At 44.0% G+C, this 18942-nt stretch carries 16 protein-coding genes; 8 read left to right on the forward strand and 8 right to left on the reverse strand.

The features are described 5' to 3' along the window. Positions 1-232 precede the first annotated feature (232 nt). Complete coding sequence (locus tag ACT3QR_RS02265) at positions 233-1171, forward strand: WG repeat-containing protein (protein ID WP_444519762.1); 939 nt, start codon at positions 233-235, stop codon at positions 1169-1171. A gap of 113 nt (positions 1172-1284) precedes the next feature. Here ACT3QR_RS02265 and ACT3QR_RS02270 read toward each other — a convergent pair whose 3' ends face one another. Further along, on the reverse strand, positions 1285-2334 hold the full coding sequence (locus ACT3QR_RS02270) for an alpha/beta fold hydrolase (RefSeq protein ID WP_444519763.1): 1050 nt from the start codon (positions 2332-2334) through the stop codon (positions 1285-1287). Between the two features lie 27 nt (positions 2335-2361). After that, positions 2362-2526: a rubredoxin gene (locus ACT3QR_RS02275; protein WP_057759803.1), complete on the reverse strand. Its 165-nt coding sequence runs from the start codon at positions 2524-2526 to the stop codon at positions 2362-2364. Positions 2527-2873: 347 nt separating this feature from the next. On the opposite strand from ACT3QR_RS02275, the gene ACT3QR_RS02280 reads away from it, so the two are divergent. After that, complete coding sequence (locus ACT3QR_RS02280) at positions 2874-3440, forward strand: adenine phosphoribosyltransferase (RefSeq protein WP_444519764.1); 567 nt, start codon at positions 2874-2876, stop codon at positions 3438-3440. A gap of 106 nt (positions 3441-3546) precedes the next feature. On the opposite strand, the gene ACT3QR_RS02285 is transcribed toward ACT3QR_RS02280, so the two are convergent. Further along, complete coding sequence (locus tag ACT3QR_RS02285) at positions 3547-4014, reverse strand: hypothetical protein (RefSeq protein ID WP_444519765.1); 468 nt, start codon at positions 4012-4014, stop codon at positions 3547-3549. Positions 4015-4119: 105 nt separating this feature from the next. Continuing rightward, entirely contained in the window at positions 4120-5061 is a 942-nt protein-coding gene (locus ACT3QR_RS02290; RefSeq protein ID WP_444519766.1) for a transaldolase, read from the reverse strand. 458 nt (positions 5062-5519) lie between these two features. On the opposite strand from ACT3QR_RS02290, the gene pheA reads away from it, so the two are divergent. The 6 genes from pheA to ACT3QR_RS02320 all read left to right on the forward strand — a co-directional run bounded on the left by pheA (position 5520) and on the right by ACT3QR_RS02320 (position 12539). Beyond that, the gene (gene pheA, locus ACT3QR_RS02295; RefSeq protein WP_444519767.1) at positions 5520-6692 is read left to right on the forward strand and encodes a prephenate dehydratase; all 1173 of its coding nucleotides are present in this window, start codon (positions 5520-5522) and stop codon (positions 6690-6692) included. Between the two features lie 105 nt (positions 6693-6797). Further along, complete coding sequence (hisC, locus tag ACT3QR_RS02300; RefSeq protein ID WP_444519768.1) at positions 6798-7940, forward strand: histidinol-phosphate transaminase; 1143 nt, start codon at positions 6798-6800, stop codon at positions 7938-7940. A 110-nt stretch (positions 7941-8050) separates the two neighbouring features. Next, positions 8051-10384 carry a bifunctional prephenate dehydrogenase/3-phosphoshikimate 1-carboxyvinyltransferase gene (locus ACT3QR_RS02305; RefSeq protein WP_444519769.1) on the forward strand — a complete coding sequence of 778 codons (2334 nt, stop codon included), beginning with the start codon at positions 8051-8053 and terminating at the stop codon, positions 10382-10384. Positions 10385-10583: 199 nt separating this feature from the next. After that, complete coding sequence (gene rarD, locus ACT3QR_RS02310) at positions 10584-11534, forward strand: EamA family transporter RarD (protein ID WP_444519770.1); 951 nt, start codon at positions 10584-10586, stop codon at positions 11532-11534. A 56-nt stretch (positions 11535-11590) separates the two neighbouring features. Next, complete coding sequence (gene folB, locus ACT3QR_RS02315) at positions 11591-12016, forward strand: dihydroneopterin aldolase (RefSeq protein ID WP_444519771.1); 426 nt, start codon at positions 11591-11593, stop codon at positions 12014-12016. Beyond that, entirely contained in the window at positions 11991-12539 is a 549-nt protein-coding gene (locus ACT3QR_RS02320; RefSeq protein ID WP_444519772.1) for a 2-amino-4-hydroxy-6-hydroxymethyldihydropteridine diphosphokinase, read from the forward strand. Before folB ends, ACT3QR_RS02320 begins: the two co-directional genes overlap by 26 nt. Positions 12540-12693: 154 nt before the next feature. On the opposite strand, the gene cysE is transcribed toward ACT3QR_RS02320, so the two are convergent. The 4 genes from cysE to dnaE form a co-directional block, all read right to left on the reverse strand. Next, complete coding sequence (cysE, locus tag ACT3QR_RS02325) at positions 12694-13563, reverse strand: serine O-acetyltransferase (protein WP_444519851.1); 870 nt, start codon at positions 13561-13563, stop codon at positions 12694-12696. Between the two features lie 215 nt (positions 13564-13778). Next, on the reverse strand, positions 13779-14666 hold the full coding sequence (locus ACT3QR_RS02330) for an RNA methyltransferase (protein ID WP_444519773.1): 888 nt from the start codon (positions 14664-14666) through the stop codon (positions 13779-13781). Beyond that, positions 14666-15046 carry an Hpt domain-containing protein gene (locus tag ACT3QR_RS02335; protein ID WP_444519774.1) on the reverse strand — a complete coding sequence of 127 codons (381 nt, stop codon included), beginning with the start codon at positions 15044-15046 and terminating at the stop codon, positions 14666-14668. The genes ACT3QR_RS02330 and ACT3QR_RS02335 overlap by 1 nt, the downstream gene beginning before the upstream one ends. Before the next feature lie 72 nt (positions 15047-15118). Continuing rightward, a complete protein-coding gene (gene dnaE / locus ACT3QR_RS02340) occupies positions 15119-18838 on the reverse strand; it encodes a DNA polymerase III subunit alpha (RefSeq protein ID WP_444519775.1) in 3720 nt (1239 codons plus the stop codon). Positions 18839-18942: the final 104 nt, after the last annotated feature.

The raw sequence follows: 18942 nt of genomic DNA on the forward strand, positions 1-18942 counted from the left end.
ATAGAGATGGTATGCGTATAGCATTCTAAGCGATATTAACGTTGCAACACATGTATAGTGAATTGACGATATAATGCAACGTTTATTCAATGTACTTAACGTCTCATTTGTTATACCAAACAATCTACATATTATTTGTCTAGGTTTATTTATGCTTCAACGATTGCTATCAAAAAAACAGCCACATATATTGTCTGGTTTACTACCAAAAATAACGCGATACAGTTTTATTATGACGGTTCTATCCAGTGCATTGTTTCTGATGCCCAATGCACAAGCTGCTAGTTGTAAAATCCCAAAAAGTTATTACAAAAACGTGTCCTGCACATCCAGTAGTAGTTACTTTTTGGCGATCAAAGACTATGGTGCGCCAGTGGCGTTAATTGATAAAAAAGGGAAACGAGCTGTTGATTTATTACGTTATCAAAAGGTCGATGCCGATAAACTATCGGGCGGCCTGTTACCTGTAACGCGTAATAATCGAGTCGGTTATCTTAATATGCAAGGGCGTGAAGTCGTACCAGCCATATACGATATATTGACAGAGAGTCAAGGATGGGCAAGGCCTGTATCGAATGGGCGTATCGTGGTAAAAAAAGATGGTAACTATGGTGTGATCAACACAGCCAACAGTACTGTTGTCTCTTTTTCGGCAGCGATTGATGACATCGATAATTATCGTAATGGGGTGGCGCGTGTGCGCAAAGGCCGTGCAACCAGTTGGGTGGATAAAAATGGCAATGCAGTGAGTGATCCAAATGCACAGAATGACACTCAAGTGAATAAACCTAGCTCTTCTAACGATAAATCTAGCGCAGCATCACAGTCTACACCAGCACGTTTTACGACGCTTCAATCACGTCAGCAGGATGGTAAATGGGGTTTCGTCGATGATAATGATGTCATTATGATTACGTACTCATTTGATGAAGTACGTCCGTTCTCTGAGGGATATGCTGGCGTGCGTATCGGTGAAGAGTGGGGTTTTATCAATTTAGGCGGTGAGCTGGTGATTCCTTTTCGCTTTGCTAATAGCGGTGTAAATACAAAGGATAGCTATCAAGGTAAGCCATCCTTTGTATTTACAGATGGTAAGGCGTGGATTGGTAACCTGAAGAATGGAAATAAAATGTGTATTGATAAGGAAGGGGCTGGCGTGGCTTGTGATTGATGCAATTCCCCAGATTGAAGAAATAATCAAAAAGAGTGTAGAACCTATAAGTTAGCAATAGGTTTTACACTCTTTTTTACAACGCTAAGATTTTACGGACCTAATTTTTAAAGCTATTTGCCTGATAAATGATTACTAATCAAATCGACCATATAGGGCTGATAATATTCTGGAATATCATGCGCCATACCTTCGATGAGATGGAAGGTAGCATTGGGAATAGTTTTGGCAACGACTCGGCCTTGCGAGGCAGGTATTAATCCATCAGCGCTACCATGTAATACAATCGTTGGTGCTTTGACTTGTTTACTAAATCGGCTGATAGAGCCTGATGCCAAGATAGCATTGAGCTGCTGTACTGTACCAAGCGGGTGGAAATTGCGCTGATAGCGAATCTTAGCAATTTCACGCACCATACGCACATTGACATGACCTGGTGTGCCGACCGTTTTCATGAACCAAACACTGTGCCGCACGATATCACGTTCAGAATGACTCTCTGGACGGTTGATAAGGGTGTATAGCTGTTTGGGTTTAGGTGGCTTTAGAAACGCACGATTGGTCGTGGTAAACATAAGTGCCATTCGCTGCACTAGACTTGGATAACGTGCTGCTACGATTTGAGCAATCATACCGCCCATAGAGGCACCAAGCAGATGTGTCTTACCGAGTTTGAGCGCTTTAATTAAACGTACGGTGTCTTCAGCCATGTCAGTCAAGTTATAAGCGACCTGTGTGCTTTTATTAGATAATCCAGTCTGCAGACGTAACATCATCTTGAGCTGGCTAATACGCGGCAGCCCTTCTATCTGTACTTTAGAGGACAAGCCAATATCACGATTATCAAAACGAATCACAAAAAAACCAGCATCGATAAAGCGCTTAATAAAATTGTCTGGCCAAAATACCATCTGTGAGCCTAGACCCATAATCATCAGCAGTGGCGGGTTATTAGGGTTGCCACCAGCTTCGACGCACAATTCAATACCATCGCCGATGTCAATCATCGCTTGGTAGAGATGCTTACTCAAGTCAGAGTCGCGCCATTGATGCTCCCCAAGTTTGCGCCACTCAGGAGTAGGGTAGTTATTCAGATGCTCTTCTAGATTGCTATCTAGCGTTTCAGGCAATTTGGCACTATTGATGTCATTTGATTTTGTCATGAAGTGTCCTAATTAGAGAGTCATCTACTACAGCTCAAGCATCTCAAAATCAAGCTTACCGACGCCGCACTCAGGGCAAGTCCAGTCATCAGGGATGTCTTCCCACTTAGTACCAGGTGCGATGCCTTCTTCTGGGCAGCCAAGCGCTTCATCATATATCCAGCCGCAGACAATACATTCATAACGTTTCATAAATAGTCCTATCGATCATTACAGTTGTAGCGTGCTACAAACGCTCATTTTTAATCTTACAGCTATTATATTAGACTGCAAAAACGCACGTAGTTTAGCATATAACCGCAGTTTTCATAGTTAAGTTTACACTTGTATATTGAGATGACTTTTCTTTTATCAAGTCAATCACATACGTTCCATCATTAGCGCCTAATAACAAGCCCGGACACCAGCCCATCATACGAAAACCAATTATGCTATAATAATTGCCGCTAAATTCACCGTAATGCTCAGCATTTGTCGCTGATACATCATTCAGTTGTTGTCTTATCTAAACCATCTAAATACATAAGCTAAGGGTAATCATGAGTACCAATGCCGCCGCCACTTCCGCCACCAACCATGAGACGTCTCATGTGCTCAATACTGACCATCCGTTTTGGCAGATTATTCGCACAGTACCAGACTTTCCGAAAGCTGGCATTGATTTTTATGACATTACCCCGTTACTGCGCAGTCATGTCGATGCTGTTATCGATGCGCTGCTTGCTGCCTTGCCAGAAGGTCTTATGGATGAGGTGGATTGTCTGGGTGCGGTAGAAGCGCGCGGCTTTGTATCTGCCAGTATGCTAGCAGGTCGCTTGGGCAAAGGTATGATCTTGCTACGTAAACCAGGCAAGCTGCCACCACCTGTTGCCAATAAGGCTTATGCATTGGAGTATGGTAAAGACACGCTTGAGATGCAAAACAACCTACCGCCTGAACGTGTATTATTAGTTGATGATATTTTGGCGACTGGTGGTACGTTGACCACTGCTTATGAGCTGTGTCAATCAGCTGATCATACTGTGGTTGGTGCGCTAGTGCTATTGGACTTGGTCGATTTGCATGGCGAGTTCCCAGTACCTGTCTATACGGTATTAAAAGCTTAGAGTGAACCACTGTATTTTTTGGCTACTTTAAATATTTCTTACGATAAAAAAGCGCCCTGATACATAATCAGGACGCTTTTTTTAATGTGTGTTGAGTAGGCTATATTTATTGCTCTTCACTCTGCTCATAGGCTGTACAAGACTGTTCTATCACTGTGCGACCGACTGTCTTTGGTGTGGTGGTTTTAAAGTCTTTTGTGGTCAATATTGGCTTTTCTGACTGCCATGATTTGGTTACTTTGCCTTCAGCATCGTAGTTAACAAAGGCTCGTTTGTAGTAACTGGCGTCTTTACAAGAAATTAGTAGTTGTTGCTCACTATGGTCAATACTGCTTTTTTCTTTCTTCGAGTCATCGGTTTTAGTATCTTTGTCTTTAGGATAGGTTCTAAGAACAGATACTGTGATATTTTCGACGTCTTTTTCATCTATGATACGGATGTCAGAGCTTTCAATAGAATCCAAATCTATACTAAAAATTGATCCAGAGCTGCTCTCGGACACCTCTGCCCAGTTGACCGCCTGGGCGCTGATCGCTAAAGCACTGCCTGCCAATAATATTGATAGCCGTTTCATACTTAAGCCTTGCTTCTTGTCATTTGAAGTAGGTAATGATAGCCAACTTACTATTAGCAGGCAAATATCTTTTGTGCCAGCCCAGTATCCGTTGTGTGTGAATTATTACCCGCGGATGGCTGCTAATGTCTTAGCCAGCTCGTCACGCGCTCCGATAAAGCCATCGATGCCTTTAGGTAATAAGTCCTGCGTAACCTTATCTTGCTGATACGCAGCGCTAAACTCTTCGTGCGTTAAGCTCACTTGAGTCATCGCCCTCATATCCATTGACATGCTTGGAGACAGTTGGCGAGTTACCTCAGTGTCCATAGCCGCTAGCTCGTCAATGAGATTAGGAGCTATGGTCAATAAATCACAACCTGCCAATGCCAGAATTTGCTCGGTAGAGCGGAAACTAGCGCCCATTACTTGCGTCTGGTAACCGTGCTGCTTGTAGTACTGATAAATGAGCTTGACTGACTGCACGCCCATGTCGTCAGAGGCTGGCACGTGTTGACGGCTTTGTTGGCGTTTTTGCCAATCTAAAATACGTCCAACAAAAGGTGATATTAGGGTTACGCCAGCATCTGCACAGGCAATCGCTTGATGTTGTCCGAACAGTAGGGTTAGATTACAGTGAATGTTTTGGGTCTCAAGATAGCGCGCCGCCTCGATACCTTGCCAAGTCGCCGCCATTTTGATCAATACTCTTTCTGAGTCGACGCCAGCTTTTTGGTAAGCATCCATAAAGGTCAGTGCCTTATCTATCGTCGCTTGAGTATCGTAAGATAGACGAGCGTCGACTTCGGTAGAAACTCGGCCTTCGATCAGCGCCAAAATATCACAGCCGACTTGAACGGTCAGCGCATCGATCACGGCATCGACGTCACCATTGTGACGACTCATCGCTTCTGACAGCATGCCCTGATTATCAGGATGAGTCATGGCCTTAGTGATAAGGCTTGGGTTGGTGGTCGCATCGATAGGTTTTAAACGGGCAATAGCGGCAAGGTCACCAGTGTCAGCAACAATGGTAGTCATAGTGCGTAGCTGTTGTAATGCGCTCATCAGGTATCCTTTTTCTTATTAATCACATGATGCTCCTCTTATATATAACGGGTAGGGAGCTGAACTGAGACTGTAACACAGTTTTGAGCCAGTGTTGCTTCATAGTTGTGCTATACGTCGCTGTTATTTGGCTTAACTTTGCTAATATTAATAACAATTAGTATATTTATACGTATTTACGAATGGGCACTGACCTTAGTTTTTGCTATAGTAGAGCCGACTATGTATCAAGCTGCTGTATTTAGCAGTAAATATAGCATTAACGCCAAATAGCGTTAGCAGTATAAGGTGTTTTGGATAGACTATTTTAAGCTCAATTTTGGATAGGGTTTCTATCATCACTCTTTAACTGAAAAACAGTCAGATTTGGTAATGATGCTACTTAAGTAACAACAATATTTGAATAACAGTAATATCTAACAGCGATCAGCGATAAAATCTAAAAAGGATGGGCGGTAATGAGCGAGCAGTCACCAGAGCAAACAATGGATAATCTAAATAAAACCACTACAGGCGCTAGCGATATCGCAACTGAAAAAGAGTTTTTAGACAATATTCGCCAAAATATTGACGCAGTAGACTGTGAAATCCAAACGTTAATCAATAACCGTGCAAAGCTGGCTCAGCAAGTGGCAATGGTCAAAAAAAATCATATTGCCGCTGATGACAGTAGCAATCCTATCTTTTATCGTCCTGAGCGTGAGGCGCAGGTACTAAAAGCAGTCATGGAACGCAATGCAGGTCCAATCGCTGATGAAAAAATGGCGCGCCTATTCCGTGAAATCATGTCAGTATGCTTGGATTTAGAAGCGCCCCAGCGTATTGCCTTTTTGGGACCTATTGGTACCTTTACGCATGCCGCTGCGCTAAAGCACTTTGGTAAAGCAGCTGATACTGTACCAATGACTACCATTACAGATGTGTTCCGCGAAGTTGAAGCCGGTACAGCGATGTATGGCGTGGTCCCTGTTGAAAACTCTTCAGAAGGTGTCGTCAACCATACTCTAGATGGCTTCTTATCCTCTACCTTAAAGATCATTGGTGAAGTTGAGCTGCCAATCCATCAAAACTTCTTGGTTGCTGAACATACCAAAATTGACGGCTTAAGCCGTATTTATTCGCATCAGCAGTCGCTTGCTCAGTGCCGCCATTGGCTAGATGTAAACTTCCCTAATGTTGAACGTGTTGCCGTATCGAGCAATGGTGAAGCTGCTCGCCGTCTCAAAAACGAATGGCACTCAGCCGCGATTGCAGGTGACGTTGCTGCTGCAGAATACGATCTACACAAGCTTTACTCAAATATCGAAGACAATCCAAGTAATACCACGCGTTTCCTTATTATCGGTCATGAGGCGATTGCGCCATCTGGTCAAGACAAAACCTCAATCGTCGTTTCAGCTCATGATAAGGCAGGCGCACTGATCGAAATCTTGAAACCTTTGTCATATCACGGCGTCTCAATGACCAGCATTGAAACGCGTCCTGAGCGTCCTAATAAATGGGCCTACGTATTCTTTATCGACATGAATGGTCATGTTAATGATCCAAACGTTAGCGCCGCCATCAATGATATTCGTCCATTAGTCAAAGATTTACGCATATTGGGCTCATATCCAAAAGCTGTCCTATAGACGACTATAGGCTTACTCACAGGTATTCATACATAATAGATGGGTCTTAGCTTTTGGAGAAAGCACTCAAAAAAAGCATTTACAGATAGCATCTAAGGATAAACCATGCAGACTACTCAATTGACCGCGTCAGATCTATCGCCGTTAACACCAGCGTACGACAGTATTTTGGCATTGGCACCTTATCAAACAGGTAAGCCAATTGAGGAGCTGACCCGTGAGTATGGTGTCTCAGATGTGGTGAAGCTGGCTAGTAATGAAAATCCAATGGGATGCTCACCACGAGTGACATTAGCAGTGACTGAGCAGCTAGGGCAGTTGTCGCGTTATCCTGATGGCAATGGTTACTATCTAAAGCAAGCGCTGGCTGACTTTAACGATGTCAGTGCTAATCAAATTACCTTGGGTAATGGCTCTGATGATTTGCTTGACATTCTAGCGCGTAGTTTTGTGGGTAAGGGCGATGCTATCGTCTATAGTCAGTATGCCTTTGTGGTATATTCGATGCTAGCGAAAATGCAAGGTGCGATAGATATTGAAGTGCCTGCTCAGCGCTTTGGTCACAATCTAAAAGCCATGAGCCAAGCGGTGCAAGACAATCCGAACACCAAAATTGTCTTCATCGCCAATCCAAACAATCCAACGGGTACACAGCTAGAGCAAAAAGAGCTGCGACAGTTCGTTGCCAGTGTACCAAGCTCAGTTTTGGTAGTATTAGATGAAGCCTATATCGAGTATAGTCCTGAAAGTAATAATCGTGCGCTATTAGACGAGTTTGACAATGTCATTATTGTGCGCACTTTTTCTAAAGCCTATGGTCTGGCAGGTTTGCGCGTAGGTTATGCTTTAAGCTCGGTGGCAGTGGCGGATTTACTAAACCGCATCCGTCAGCCATTTAACGTTAGCCGTGTTGGTTTAGCCGCCGCTGCCGCTGCACTGGCTGATCAAGACTTTATCGAAAAAACTCGCCTAATAAATAACGAGCAAATGCGCTGGCTAGAAAAGCAGTTTGACGCGCTAGGACTGGGCTTTGTGAAGTCGCATGCCAATTTTATTATGGTCGAGGTACAGGTTGAGATGGAAGACATCACCGCTACTTCTATCCATCAAGCGCTACTCGAACAAGGCGTGATCGTCCGTCCACTGGATGCTTATGGACTACCTAACTGGCTGCGTATCACAGTAGGTGTGGCTGAAGACAATCTGCGTTTGATTGATACCTTGCGCTCTATTTTGACTGAAGACTAAACGCATCTATAAGTGATTTTTGATTTAAAAACTGTTCTTAATTAGCCATTAAAATTTATAACACTAAGACTGACTCTATCCATGTTTTAGTGTGTCCAACGAGAAAAGCCGTGAGTAGTCAGAAAAATAATAAACTTCAATCGTCTCTAAATACTACGCCGCCTATATTTAAACAAGTTTGTGTGATTGGACTTGGGCTGATTGGTGCCAGTTTTGCTCAAGCCATTAAAGATAATGGCTTAAGTGAGCGACTAGTAGCAGTCGATAGACATGCGCCAAGTATTACAGAAGCTATTGAGCATGGTCTACTAGATGCAGGTAGTGCAAATTTAAAGGACGTCATCGACGGTAGTGATTTAATTATCATAGCAGTGCCAGTACAAGCGGTCCAAGCGGTGTTTGTAGATATCAAACAGGCGATGGATAACGGACAGCTTGCCAGTGACTGCATCATGACGGATGTCTGTAGTACTAAGGTCAATATCATTGATGCTGCTAAAGCGGTATTCGGTTCGCTGCCGACAGGATTAGTGCCAGCACATCCAATTGCTGGGGCTGAAAATTCAGGGTATCATGCTCGCCGCGCCAGTTTATTTGTTAATCATAGCGTTATTATCTGTGAATTACCGACAACCAGTCCAACTTCTATTGCGAAGTTGCGATTGTTATGGGAATCAGTAGGTGCAAATGTCATGTCAATGGATGCTGAGCACCATGATCGTATATTGGCGCATACCAGTCACTTGCCACATCTGCTGGCCTTTAATTTGGTTGAGCAATTGGCAAGCCATGATGACAATTTAGATATGTTTCGTTATGCCGCTGGTGGGTTTCGTGATTTTACGCGTATCGCGGCCAGTGATCCTAAAATGTGGCATGATATATTTTTTGCCAACCAAAGCGCGATTGTCAGCGCCCTTGATGAGTATGGTGTCTATTTACAAACGATGCGCCAGCTTATCATTGATAAAGATTCAACTGCCCTGATGGGACTTTTGGGCCGCGCGCAAGCCGCACGGCGACATTTCGGCCATATGTTAGCCAGCACCCCTTATACGGATACTTCTGCCATGTCAGCTTCTTATAATATTACCCCTAGCAATACTGTTTCTGGCACCATCGCGATTCCTGGTGACAAATCTATCTCGCATCGTAGCATTATGCTGGGCAGTCTTGCCACAGGCGTGACAAACGTGACCGGGTTTTTGGAAGGCGAGGATGCGCTAGCGACGCTACAAGCATTTCGTGATATGGGTGTGACTATCGAAGGTCCTGATAATGGTAAGTTAACCATTCATGGTGTCGGAATGAATGGTTTAAAACCTAGCAAAACACCTTTATATATGGGCAATTCTGGCACCAGTATGCGTCTGCTATCTGGAATCTTGGCGGCACAATCATTTGATAGCGTATTGACAGGTGATACGAGCTTAAATAAGCGCCCGATGGAGCGTGTTGCTGCACCGCTACGGTCGATGGGTGCGGTTATACAGAGTACTGGTCATAGTGGTACGGCACCGCTTAGCATCACTGGTCGTGATACAGCTGGCAAGCCATTACAAGGTAATGAATATGATATGCCAGTTGCTTCAGCTCAGGTAAAATCTTGCTTGTTACTAGCAGGACTGTGGAGCGAGGGTACAACAACCGTCACACAGCCTGAGGTCAGCCGTGACCACACCGAGCGTATGTTATCGGCCTTTGGTTATCCAGTAACCGTAGAAGGCAACCGTATCAGTGTCACTGGTGGTGGTACATTGACAGGCGGCGATATCGCTGTTCCTGCTGATATTTCATCTGCAGCGTTTTTTATGGTGGCAGCAGCCATCAGTCAAAATAGTGAGCTGACCTTGACGCAAGTAGGTATCAATCCTACGCGTACTGGTGTTATTGACATTTTAAAGCTTATGCAGGCGGATATTAGCCTAAGCAATGAGACGCATGTGGGCGGCGAACCAGTTGCTGATATTACGATTCGCAGCTCAAACCTAGTCGGTATTGAGATACCAGAGCATCTCGTACCACTGGCCATTGATGAGTTTCCTGTGCTATTCATCGCGGCTAGTTGTGCGCAAGGCCGTACAGTGCTGACTGGCGCCAAGGAGTTGCGTGTTAAAGAATCAGACCGTATTGCTGTGATGGCGGAAGGGTTGCATACGCTTGGTATTGATTGTACTGTTACTGATGATGGTTTGATTATTGAAGGCAAAGGCACTGCTACTGAAAATGGCGACATAAATAATAGTCAGCCTGTGTTTGGTGGCGGTCATATTATCTCGCATCATGATCATCGTATTGCGATGAGCTTCTCTGTAGCCAGTCTGCGTGCATCTAAGCAAATCACTATCGAAGGGGTTGAAACGGTTAATACTAGCTTCCCAGGATTCGCTGAACTTGCCAATCAAATCGGTATGTCTATCCAAGTGGATACTGGTGCTGAGTAAGTCACTAAACCACCATTAACGCTTAATTAAAGATTTAATCTAACATTGTTAGCAATGTACTCGTGTCATTATTGGCATAAGTACATTGCTTTTTACCTTATAATCTCACTGTAGTAACCCTGCGCTTTCACTATTCAATCGACAATAATAATCAGAATTAGGTGAGAGTGCGCTTTGCTCTAACACGTTGTATTGTATTATGACCACCCAAAATGTTGTCAAAAAACCCGTAGTTCCCATCAAAACGACGAGAAGCGGTATTATTACTGCACTCATCGCTTTCTGTATTTGGGGCGCTTTTCCTCTTTATTTCAAGCAATTGGCTGCTTATAACGCGACAGAAGTTATTGGTCATCGTATTATTTGGACGTTTGCGTGTTTGCTAATTGTAGTAGTCGCGACCAAACGCTGGCAATGGATAAATACGCTGAAGCAGAATCCAAGATGGATCGCATTAACTTTTATATCAGGTATTATCATTGCAACTAACTGGCTTACTTACGTATGGGCGGTCAATCATGACCGTATCCTTGAAGCCAGTTTGGGCTACTTTATTGGCCCGCTCGTTGGTGTTGCACTATCGATGATTTTGTTCAAAGAGCGCTTGCGACGCTTGCAGTGGGTCGCAATCGGGTTTGCACTGTTATCTGTGGTCATTCAAGTGGTGATGATAGGTAGTCTACCATGGTTATCGCTTGTGCTAGCCTTTAGTTTCAGTACCTATGGTACGATTCAGCGTCAAACGCCGCTCACGCCTGTTGATGCGATGTTTGTCGAAACTACCATGCTCGTTCCTATCTTCCTTTGGTGGTTTTGGCAATCGGATGTGGTCAGTAGCCAGTTGAGCTTTTGGTTTAGCTCAAATATTTGGCTGCTTATGATTGCAGGCCCAATTACGCTAATACCGCTTTTGTTATTTAATAAGTCTACTAAGCTCGTTGCTTATAGTATCCTTAGCTTTATGAACTATCTGACGCCGACATTTATTTTCTTCTTGGCAGTATTTTATTATAAAGAACCATTTGATTTAAGTCGTTTGGCAGTCTTTGGTCTGATTTGGCTAGGTCTGCTATTATTCAGTATTGACTTATGGCGACATCGTCCGAGTAAAGTGTTGAAGGCAGCGCGCCAACGTGAAGAAGCTCTATAGTCGGTTAAATAAACATTAGAAATGTGAATAAAAAATTAGCAAACAAGGAAGAAGGCATGCTCCATACTCAGTCTGACGTGGTTTTTATAAAAGGTCTAAAAGTTGAGGCCGTGATAGGGGTGTTTGATTGGGAGCGAGCCATTACTCAGCCGTTACTCATAGACATCGCGCTGGAGACGGACATCAGCGCTGCTGCTATATCAGATGATGTCAGCGATGCACTGAGCTATAAAGAAGTCTGCGATGATGTGAGCAAGTGGTGCAAAGAAATACAAGCAAAGCTGCTTGAGCATTTAGCTGGTCAGATATCTGATAAGATATTTGCAAAATATGCCTGTCAAAAAATAACACTGAGCGTTGCTAAGCCCACTGCCATTACGCAGGCCGATGCAGTAGGAGTGCAAATAACGCGCTATACGCCAGCATCAACCAAAGAGCTAGCTGCCAAAGAAGTTGATGATAGCCAAGCTAATGATGCATAAAATATCAGTTGAGTCAGATTTGGGAACACTGACACAATGCGTACCTGAGACTGTGCAAACGCAGCCTGTGGTAGAAGTTGTATTAGCGCTAGGTAGCAACTATCAAGCTGAAAAATATTTACCGCTTGCTCGCAAGAGCTTGGCAGCGTTAGGTAAGATGCGATTGTCTACAGCGTTTCAAAATCCTGACTTTACGGCAACCTTGGTACAGCCAAAGCCCGACTATAGCAATCAGTGTGTCCATTTAACATTGAACACTCCAATGAGCCTGCAGCAGCTACAGCAAACCTTTAAAACCCTTGAAGGGGACTGTAATAGATGTCGACAGACTGAGCCGAATCAGGTGAGACGAGTGACGATGGATATTGATATCTTGATGATTAGATTGGCCAACACAGAAAATAGCCTAAGCGATAATATTATATCTAAACCAATGTCTGATTGGGTAGTAATGGCAGATCGTTATCCATTTAAAGAACATGAGAAAGCAGGAATCGAAGAACTGACTGAAACTAATTATTAACCATTTGAATAATATTTAAGCGAAAGTTAAGTAATAGATAGATAGTTAATAAAGTTGTTTATTTTAACCGATGTTTTTGTGGTAGATAAAACTAAGGGAAGTACAATATATTGTACTTCCCTTAGTTTTGTTTTTTTTACTAAAATTCTAGTACTCACTTTTGCTCGCTATCTGCTTCATTCATATCAGCACGACCAATCACATCCAAATCTTCTAGACAAAGTTTATCGTATTCCTTTTTGCAAAAATTAGGATCAATATCGCACATCGCTGACTGCAATTGATCGAGGCGATTCTCTGATTGCTGAATATGCTCAAGCATCTTAGAAAAGGCTTCTGCGACAGGATCTTGTGAATGAGGGTCGATCCCATAAGCACGGAAAGTATTGGTGCGTTTTGTAGTAGCGCTAGTGTCCTTGGTCTGATCTTTACTCTCGCCAGCGTGGTCAACTTTCTCTTGTTGCTTAGTATCTTGTACTTTTGTCGCGATTGGATTGCCTTTTTCATCGTGATAATCTGAGATCATGCGTGCCGCATTACCGACCATCGTAGCACCGGCTGGTACAGGTTTGACCACTACAGCATTTGAGCCGATTTTAGCATTTTTACCGACGGTGAATGGCCCTAATACTTTTGCACCAGCACCAACTGTCACACCGTCTTCTAGCGTTGGATGACGTTTGCCATTATTCCAAGACACACCGCCTAAAGTGACACCGTGATATAAGGTCACATCGTTACCAATTTCAGCGGTCTCACCGATGACGACACCGACACCATGATCGATAAAAAAGCGCTTACCAATCTTAGCCGCAGGATGAATCTCGATACCTGTCATAATACGTGAGCCGTAAGAGACTACGCGAGCGGCTAGTTTTTGTTCATTGTTCCAAAGAAAGTGCGCACCGCGATGCAAAACAAGCGCATGAATGCCTGGATAAGTTAGGACAACTTCTAGACTATTACGTGCCGCAGGATCTCGGGTAAATACTGCATCAATATCTTCTTTCAAATCGTTCTTAATAGTAATAAGTGATTTGAAAAATTTGGATGGCAATGACATAAAGCGTCCTATTTATTCGTCGGTAGAGTGTCGTTTGTGAAAACAGCGATACCTATAATCTGTGGTCGTAAAGTTCAGAGAATCAGGAGTATATATTTTCGCTAAGCTTCTGCAAGTTATAACAGCTTTATACGGCAAAATATAGTAAAAAGCTGTCAAACAAACTATTACTTATTTTAGTCTTTTGATAGTTTTGCAATCAAAGCGCTTAATAGCTGATATTCTTTTTGATCAAGCTGTAGGCGTGACCCAAGTCTAGACAAGCGTGATGGCAGTGACTTTAGATGTTCACTATTTGCTAAACCTCGCTGTACCATAAGGTCAGTAGTACGCTGAGTCAGCTGTTGTAGCTGCTGTTGATTAATAGCAGGTTCATCCCATTGCTGACGTAAATTCACATTGATTGTCGATTGGGCGTCTGTGCTTGTATCCGAGTCTAAACTATCCACTGTCTGAGTATGCGTTTGAACGTAAGCGAAGATAAAGCTAGCGATGACTTGCACGGCTGATGCAACATTTAATACAGGGTAAGCAGGATTGGCATCGATTTGAATATGATAATCGGCATAAGCCAATTCTTCATTGGTCAATCCACGATCTTCACGTCCAAATAAGATAGCGATATTTGGTTTGCTAGAAGTAACGGCAGATGAGCTATCAACATTACCATCGCCTGTACTTAAAGCCGTCTGTGCATCGATAAAGTCAAACATAATCTTAGCGGCTTGCGTAGGTGTCACAACAGGACGAGGTAAGTGACGGCTTCGACTGCTAGCGGCAAATACCAATTGACAGTCTGAGATAGCAGCCTCTAAAGTAGGTGTAATTGAAGCGGACGACAAAAGATCATTGCCACCTGCTGCATGAGACACGCTGGTTTCATCAATCGGTAGTTTGGGGTCGACAACTGTCAAACGAGATAAACCCATCGTATGCATCGCACGGGCAGCTGAACCAATATTGGCGGGCAAAGTCGTATTGACCATGACCACTTGCAGGCAATCAAGGTAGTCGCTTACGGTGTGGGCATGTGATGATACTGCTAATGAAGCGTCGTTACTCATTATTGTCCCAGTCTTTGATTGATTTCTTGTTCAGCACGGTGTAATGCAATGGCAATCTCTTCGATAAGAACGGCTTGCTCATCGATACGGCGCTCACGGCAATACTCTTGTAACTGGCTGCTAAGGCGGACTAATTGAGTCGCACCCAAGTTGGCGCTAGCACCTTTTAAAGCATGAGCAGTTTCAAAGCCATTGGCATTATCGTCTTTTTGATGGGCAACTCGTAGCGCTGCAACTCTTTGCTTACTATCAGTAAAATACACTTGTATCAAATCAACAAAGTCTTCTTCAAGAAGGTCACGCATGTCCTCGAACTGTTCATGATTGATAATTTCTTCATCAGTTTGTCCGAGCGTATTATTATTTGTCGTGTTATCCATGGTGGTTGTCCAATTTATAAAAGTTAAAGCAATAAGATTACTATAATGAATTTTTAAAACGTAATGTACGTCTTAGCTGTAATGGAAATGTAAGTTATCTTCACTGACCAAAGTTTTTAATGCCTGCAAGTTATCGTCATTTGGGTAAACGCGCCAGTGCTCAGATAGTCCGACATTTGCGATGCCGTAGACCTCATAAATGCTTATGCCAAGTGGCAAACAATTATCATTGATAGAAGCGTCAGTATTACTTAGAGCATTATTAGCATAACTGGCTGACATGCCATTTTGATTGGCTGCGTCATGGCCCATGTCGCTCTCTAATGCTAGTAAATCATTGCCGTTTTCATCATATAAGCTACCACCCATTGCAGGATCGTAGGTATTGTTACCGTTGCTACCTTGCTCGTCTTGCTCTTGGTTATAGGCCAGACGCGGCTCGGGAATGATGTCAGCTTGGGCCGATTTGAGTAGGGGCTGTAGACGTGTGAGCAAATTAATATCACTACCGTGAACTTTGATACTGATTTTTTTGAGCCAACGTAATCTGGCATCTACCATACTCATAGCACTATCAAGACGTGCGAACAAACGGCCATCACGCTCTCGTATACTGCCTTTGATGATGACGACTTCATCGATTTTTAACTGCTCTTTGACACGATTAAAACGCTCAGCATAGCAGCTAACCTCAAGCCTCGATGTGCCATCATCCAAGGTAATCACGTTGCGATTACCAAAGTTGGCAATATCTATGATAAGCCCTGAGAAATAGCAGCTGCCGTTATAGCCAGTATCAGTTAACTTGTCGAGACGCGCGCCAGAGGTATAACGTTTCAATTCATCCAAATACTCATTGATTGGATGTCCCGTTAAGTAAAGCCCTAATGTGTTTTTTTCAGCTTTTAGGCGGTGTTTATCACCCCAAATGAGCTCTGGTGTCATAACCAACGGCGGTGCTGCGACCACACCATCCATTTCACCAAACAAATCCATCATACCGATTTCGCGATTTTGACGGTCTTGTTCAGCGGCCTGTACCGCGCTTGGCAGCTGACTCATTAACGCGCCGCGAATCTCGTAAGCCTCATCGGCTGGCAAGTCAGGGCGTAGGGTGGCGGCAAAGTCGTCAAAACAGCCCGCGCTAACCAACGCTTCAAGCGTGCGCTTATTGACTTTTTTGATATCGACGCGGCGGCAGAAGTCATATAAGTCTTTAAACGGCCCTTCGCGTCGGCGTGCATCGACGATAGACTCTACCGCGCCTTCACCCACGCCCTTGATAGCGCCAAGACCATAGATGATATTGGTCGGAGTATCGGCAACGAAATGCCATTCACTGCGATTGACCGAAGGATTGACGACGGTTAGCCCAAAGTTTTCACGGCAGTCATTGATAAAAAATACAACGTTGTCGGTGTTGTTCATATCTGAGGTTAAGACCGCTGCCATAAATTCAGCAGGGTAGTACTGTTTTAGATAAGCCGTTTGATAAGCTAATACGCCATAAGCTGCAGAATGCGATCGGTTAAAACCATAACCTGCAAATTTTTCCATCAAGTCAAACACGCCGCCTGACGTGACTTCATCGATGCCTTGTGAGGTCGCGCCAGTGACAAAAATATCGCGCTGCTTTGCCATCTCTTCAGGTTTCTTTTTACCCATAGCGCGGCGTAGCATGTCAGCACCGCCCAAACTATAACCTGCCATCACCTGTGATATCTGCATCACCTGTTCTTGATAGACAATAACGCCATTGGTGTTTTCTAAAATCGGCTCAAGGTTGGGATGGTCATAGATGACTTCCTCGCGACCATGCTTACGGTCAATATACATCTCTACCATGCCTGCATCGAGCGGGCCAGGACGATATAGCGCACACATGGCGATGACGTCCTCGATATTGGTCGGTTGCAGTTTGGCAAGATACTTTTTCATACCCATACTTTCTAGCTGAAAAACGGCAGTGGTTTTGGCGTCTTGTAGTAGCTTATAGGCTTTGCTGTCATCTAATGGCAAGTCTTCTAAAACTAAGGCAGGTACGTTTTCTTTTGCACGGCGTAAATTGATGTTTTCAACAGCAGCATCAATGACGGTTAAGTTACGTAGACCCAAAAAGTCAAACTTTACCAAACCGACAGCTTCGACATCATCTTTGTCAAACTGGCTGACACGGTGACCTTCATCATCACAATAAATGGCGCTAAAGTCCGTGATTTTGTGCGGCGCAATCAATACGCCGCCCGCATGTTTGCCGACATTTCGGCAAACGCCTTCAAGTTTAATTGCCATCTCCCAAATCTCAATGGCATCTTCATAATCCATATTATCAGGATTAGAGATCAAGTCTTTGAGCTGAGGTTCCTGCTCAAGCGCTTGGCTCAAGGTAATACCAGGGGTTTTTGGAATTAACTTGGATATTTTATTGGCCAAAAAATATGATTTGCTTTGTACGCGCGCTACATCTCGCACGACCGCTTTCGCTGCCATGGTACCAAAGGTGATAATCTGTGATACAGCATCACGACCATAGGTTTGCGCGACATAATCAATGACACGATCACGACCTTCAATACAAAAGTCGATATCGAAATCGGGCATGGATACCCGCTCTGGGTTCAAGAATCGCTCGAATAACAGGTCGTAATGAATCGGATCAAGATCGGTAATGTTTAGCGCGTATGCAACCAATGAACCCGCACCAGAACCACGTCCAGGTCCAACAGGCACGCCGTTGGCTTTTGCCCAGCGGATGAAGTCCATGACGATCAGGAAGTAACCCGGAAAGCCCATTGATAAAATAATATCCAACTCATACTCTAGGCGCTCATCGTATCTTTGGCGAAAATCGCTCCAGTTATCAGTACGTGATTCCACTGGAAAGAGCTTATCTAAGCGATGTTCAAGACCGCGCTGCGACTCTGCGCGAAAGAACGTCTCAATCGTTTCGCCTTCAGGCACAGGAAAATCAGGTAGAACATTAATACCGAGCGTCAAAGTCACATTGCAGCGGGTTGCCAAGCGCAAGGTATTGTCAATGACTTGCGGGATATCAGAAAATAGCTGTGCCATTTGTTCTTGAGTTTTTAGATATTGCTCATCTGAGTAAGTCTGCGGACGGCTCGGGTCAGCAAGGACATAAGAGCCTGCAATACAAACACGGGCTTCATGGGCATCAAAGTCATCTTGCTCTAAGAAACGCACATCGTTATGCGCAATGATAGGAATGTTATGTTTGGCACCTGAATGAATAGCTGCTCTAATAAAAGCATCTTCGCCTGAACGATTGGTACGCTTAATCGCAAAGTACAAGCGGTCGTCAAACTTTGCTTGCCATTCTGTGAGTAGTTCATCGGCTTTTTCTGGCATCGAGCCGACCAATGCTTGACCCACGTCTGACTTCTCCATGAGTAGCACAATCACACCTGCCGCATGCTCTAAGATATGATGACGCTTGATAACTGGCGTACCATGATTGGCAGGATCAGCGCGACCTTCGGTAAAACCAAGCGATACGATACGGGTAATGTTTTGATACCCTTCGTTATTCATTGCAAGTAGGGTGAGGCGTGTGTCCTCACCATCCATGATGACGTCACTACCAATAATAGGTTTGATGCCAGCACCTAAGCAGGCACGATAAAACTTCACCGTGGCATATAAGTTGGACAAATCGGTCAATGCCAACGCGCGCTGATTATCAGCTGCAGCCGCTTTTACCAGCGGCTTGATACGTACGATAGAATCGGTGATGGAATATTCGCTGTGAATGCCAAGGTGTACAAATGCCATAGAAGACTCTTACTGGTACGATCAAAAGAACAAGCTACCGATAAAATAATTGATTATTATCAATCAATTATACTGATATCTAGCGGCGGATAAGACCTCGATAG

The sequence above is a fragment of the Psychrobacter sp. AOP7-B1-25 genome, from assembly GCF_052376195.1.
Classification (GTDB): Bacteria; Pseudomonadota; Gammaproteobacteria; order Pseudomonadales; family Moraxellaceae; genus Psychrobacter.

Excerpts from the sequence above, each read along its gene's own strand:
- hisC (WP_444519768.1), top strand. The coding sequence starts at position 6,798 with ATGCAGACTACTCAATTGACCGCGTCAGATCTATCGCCGTTAACACCA.
- ACT3QR_RS02275 (WP_057759803.1), bottom strand. The coding sequence starts at position 2,526 with ATGAAACGTTATGAATGTATTGTCTGCGGCTGGATATATGATGAAGCG.
- ACT3QR_RS02270 (WP_444519763.1), bottom strand. The coding sequence starts at position 2,334 with ATGACAAAATCAAATGACATCAATAGTGCCAAATTGCCTGAAACGCTA.
- folB (WP_444519771.1), top strand. The coding sequence starts at position 11,591 with ATGCTCCATACTCAGTCTGACGTGGTTTTTATAAAAGGTCTAAAAGTT.
- ACT3QR_RS02335 (WP_444519774.1), bottom strand. The coding sequence starts at position 15,046 with ATGGATAACACGACAAATAATAATACGCTCGGACAAACTGATGAAGAA.
- pheA (WP_444519767.1), top strand. The coding sequence starts at position 5,520 with ATGAGCGAGCAGTCACCAGAGCAAACAATGGATAATCTAAATAAAACC.
- ACT3QR_RS02330 (WP_444519773.1), bottom strand. The coding sequence starts at position 14,666 with ATGAGTAACGACGCTTCATTAGCAGTATCATCACATGCCCACACCGTA.
- ACT3QR_RS02265 (WP_444519762.1), top strand. The coding sequence starts at position 233 with ATGACGGTTCTATCCAGTGCATTGTTTCTGATGCCCAATGCACAAGCT.
- ACT3QR_RS02285 (WP_444519765.1), bottom strand. The coding sequence starts at position 4,014 with ATGAAACGGCTATCAATATTATTGGCAGGCAGTGCTTTAGCGATCAGC.
- ACT3QR_RS02280 (WP_444519764.1), top strand. The coding sequence starts at position 2,874 with ATGAGTACCAATGCCGCCGCCACTTCCGCCACCAACCATGAGACGTCT.
- ACT3QR_RS02290 (WP_444519766.1), bottom strand. The coding sequence starts at position 5,061 with ATGAGCGCATTACAACAGCTACGCACTATGACTACCATTGTTGCTGAC.
- ACT3QR_RS02320 (WP_444519772.1), top strand. The coding sequence starts at position 11,991 with ATGATAGCCAAGCTAATGATGCATAAAATATCAGTTGAGTCAGATTTG.
- dnaE (WP_444519775.1), bottom strand. The coding sequence starts at position 18,838 with ATGGCATTTGTACACCTTGGCATTCACAGCGAATATTCCATCACCGAT.
- rarD (WP_444519770.1), top strand. The coding sequence starts at position 10,584 with ATGACCACCCAAAATGTTGTCAAAAAACCCGTAGTTCCCATCAAAACG.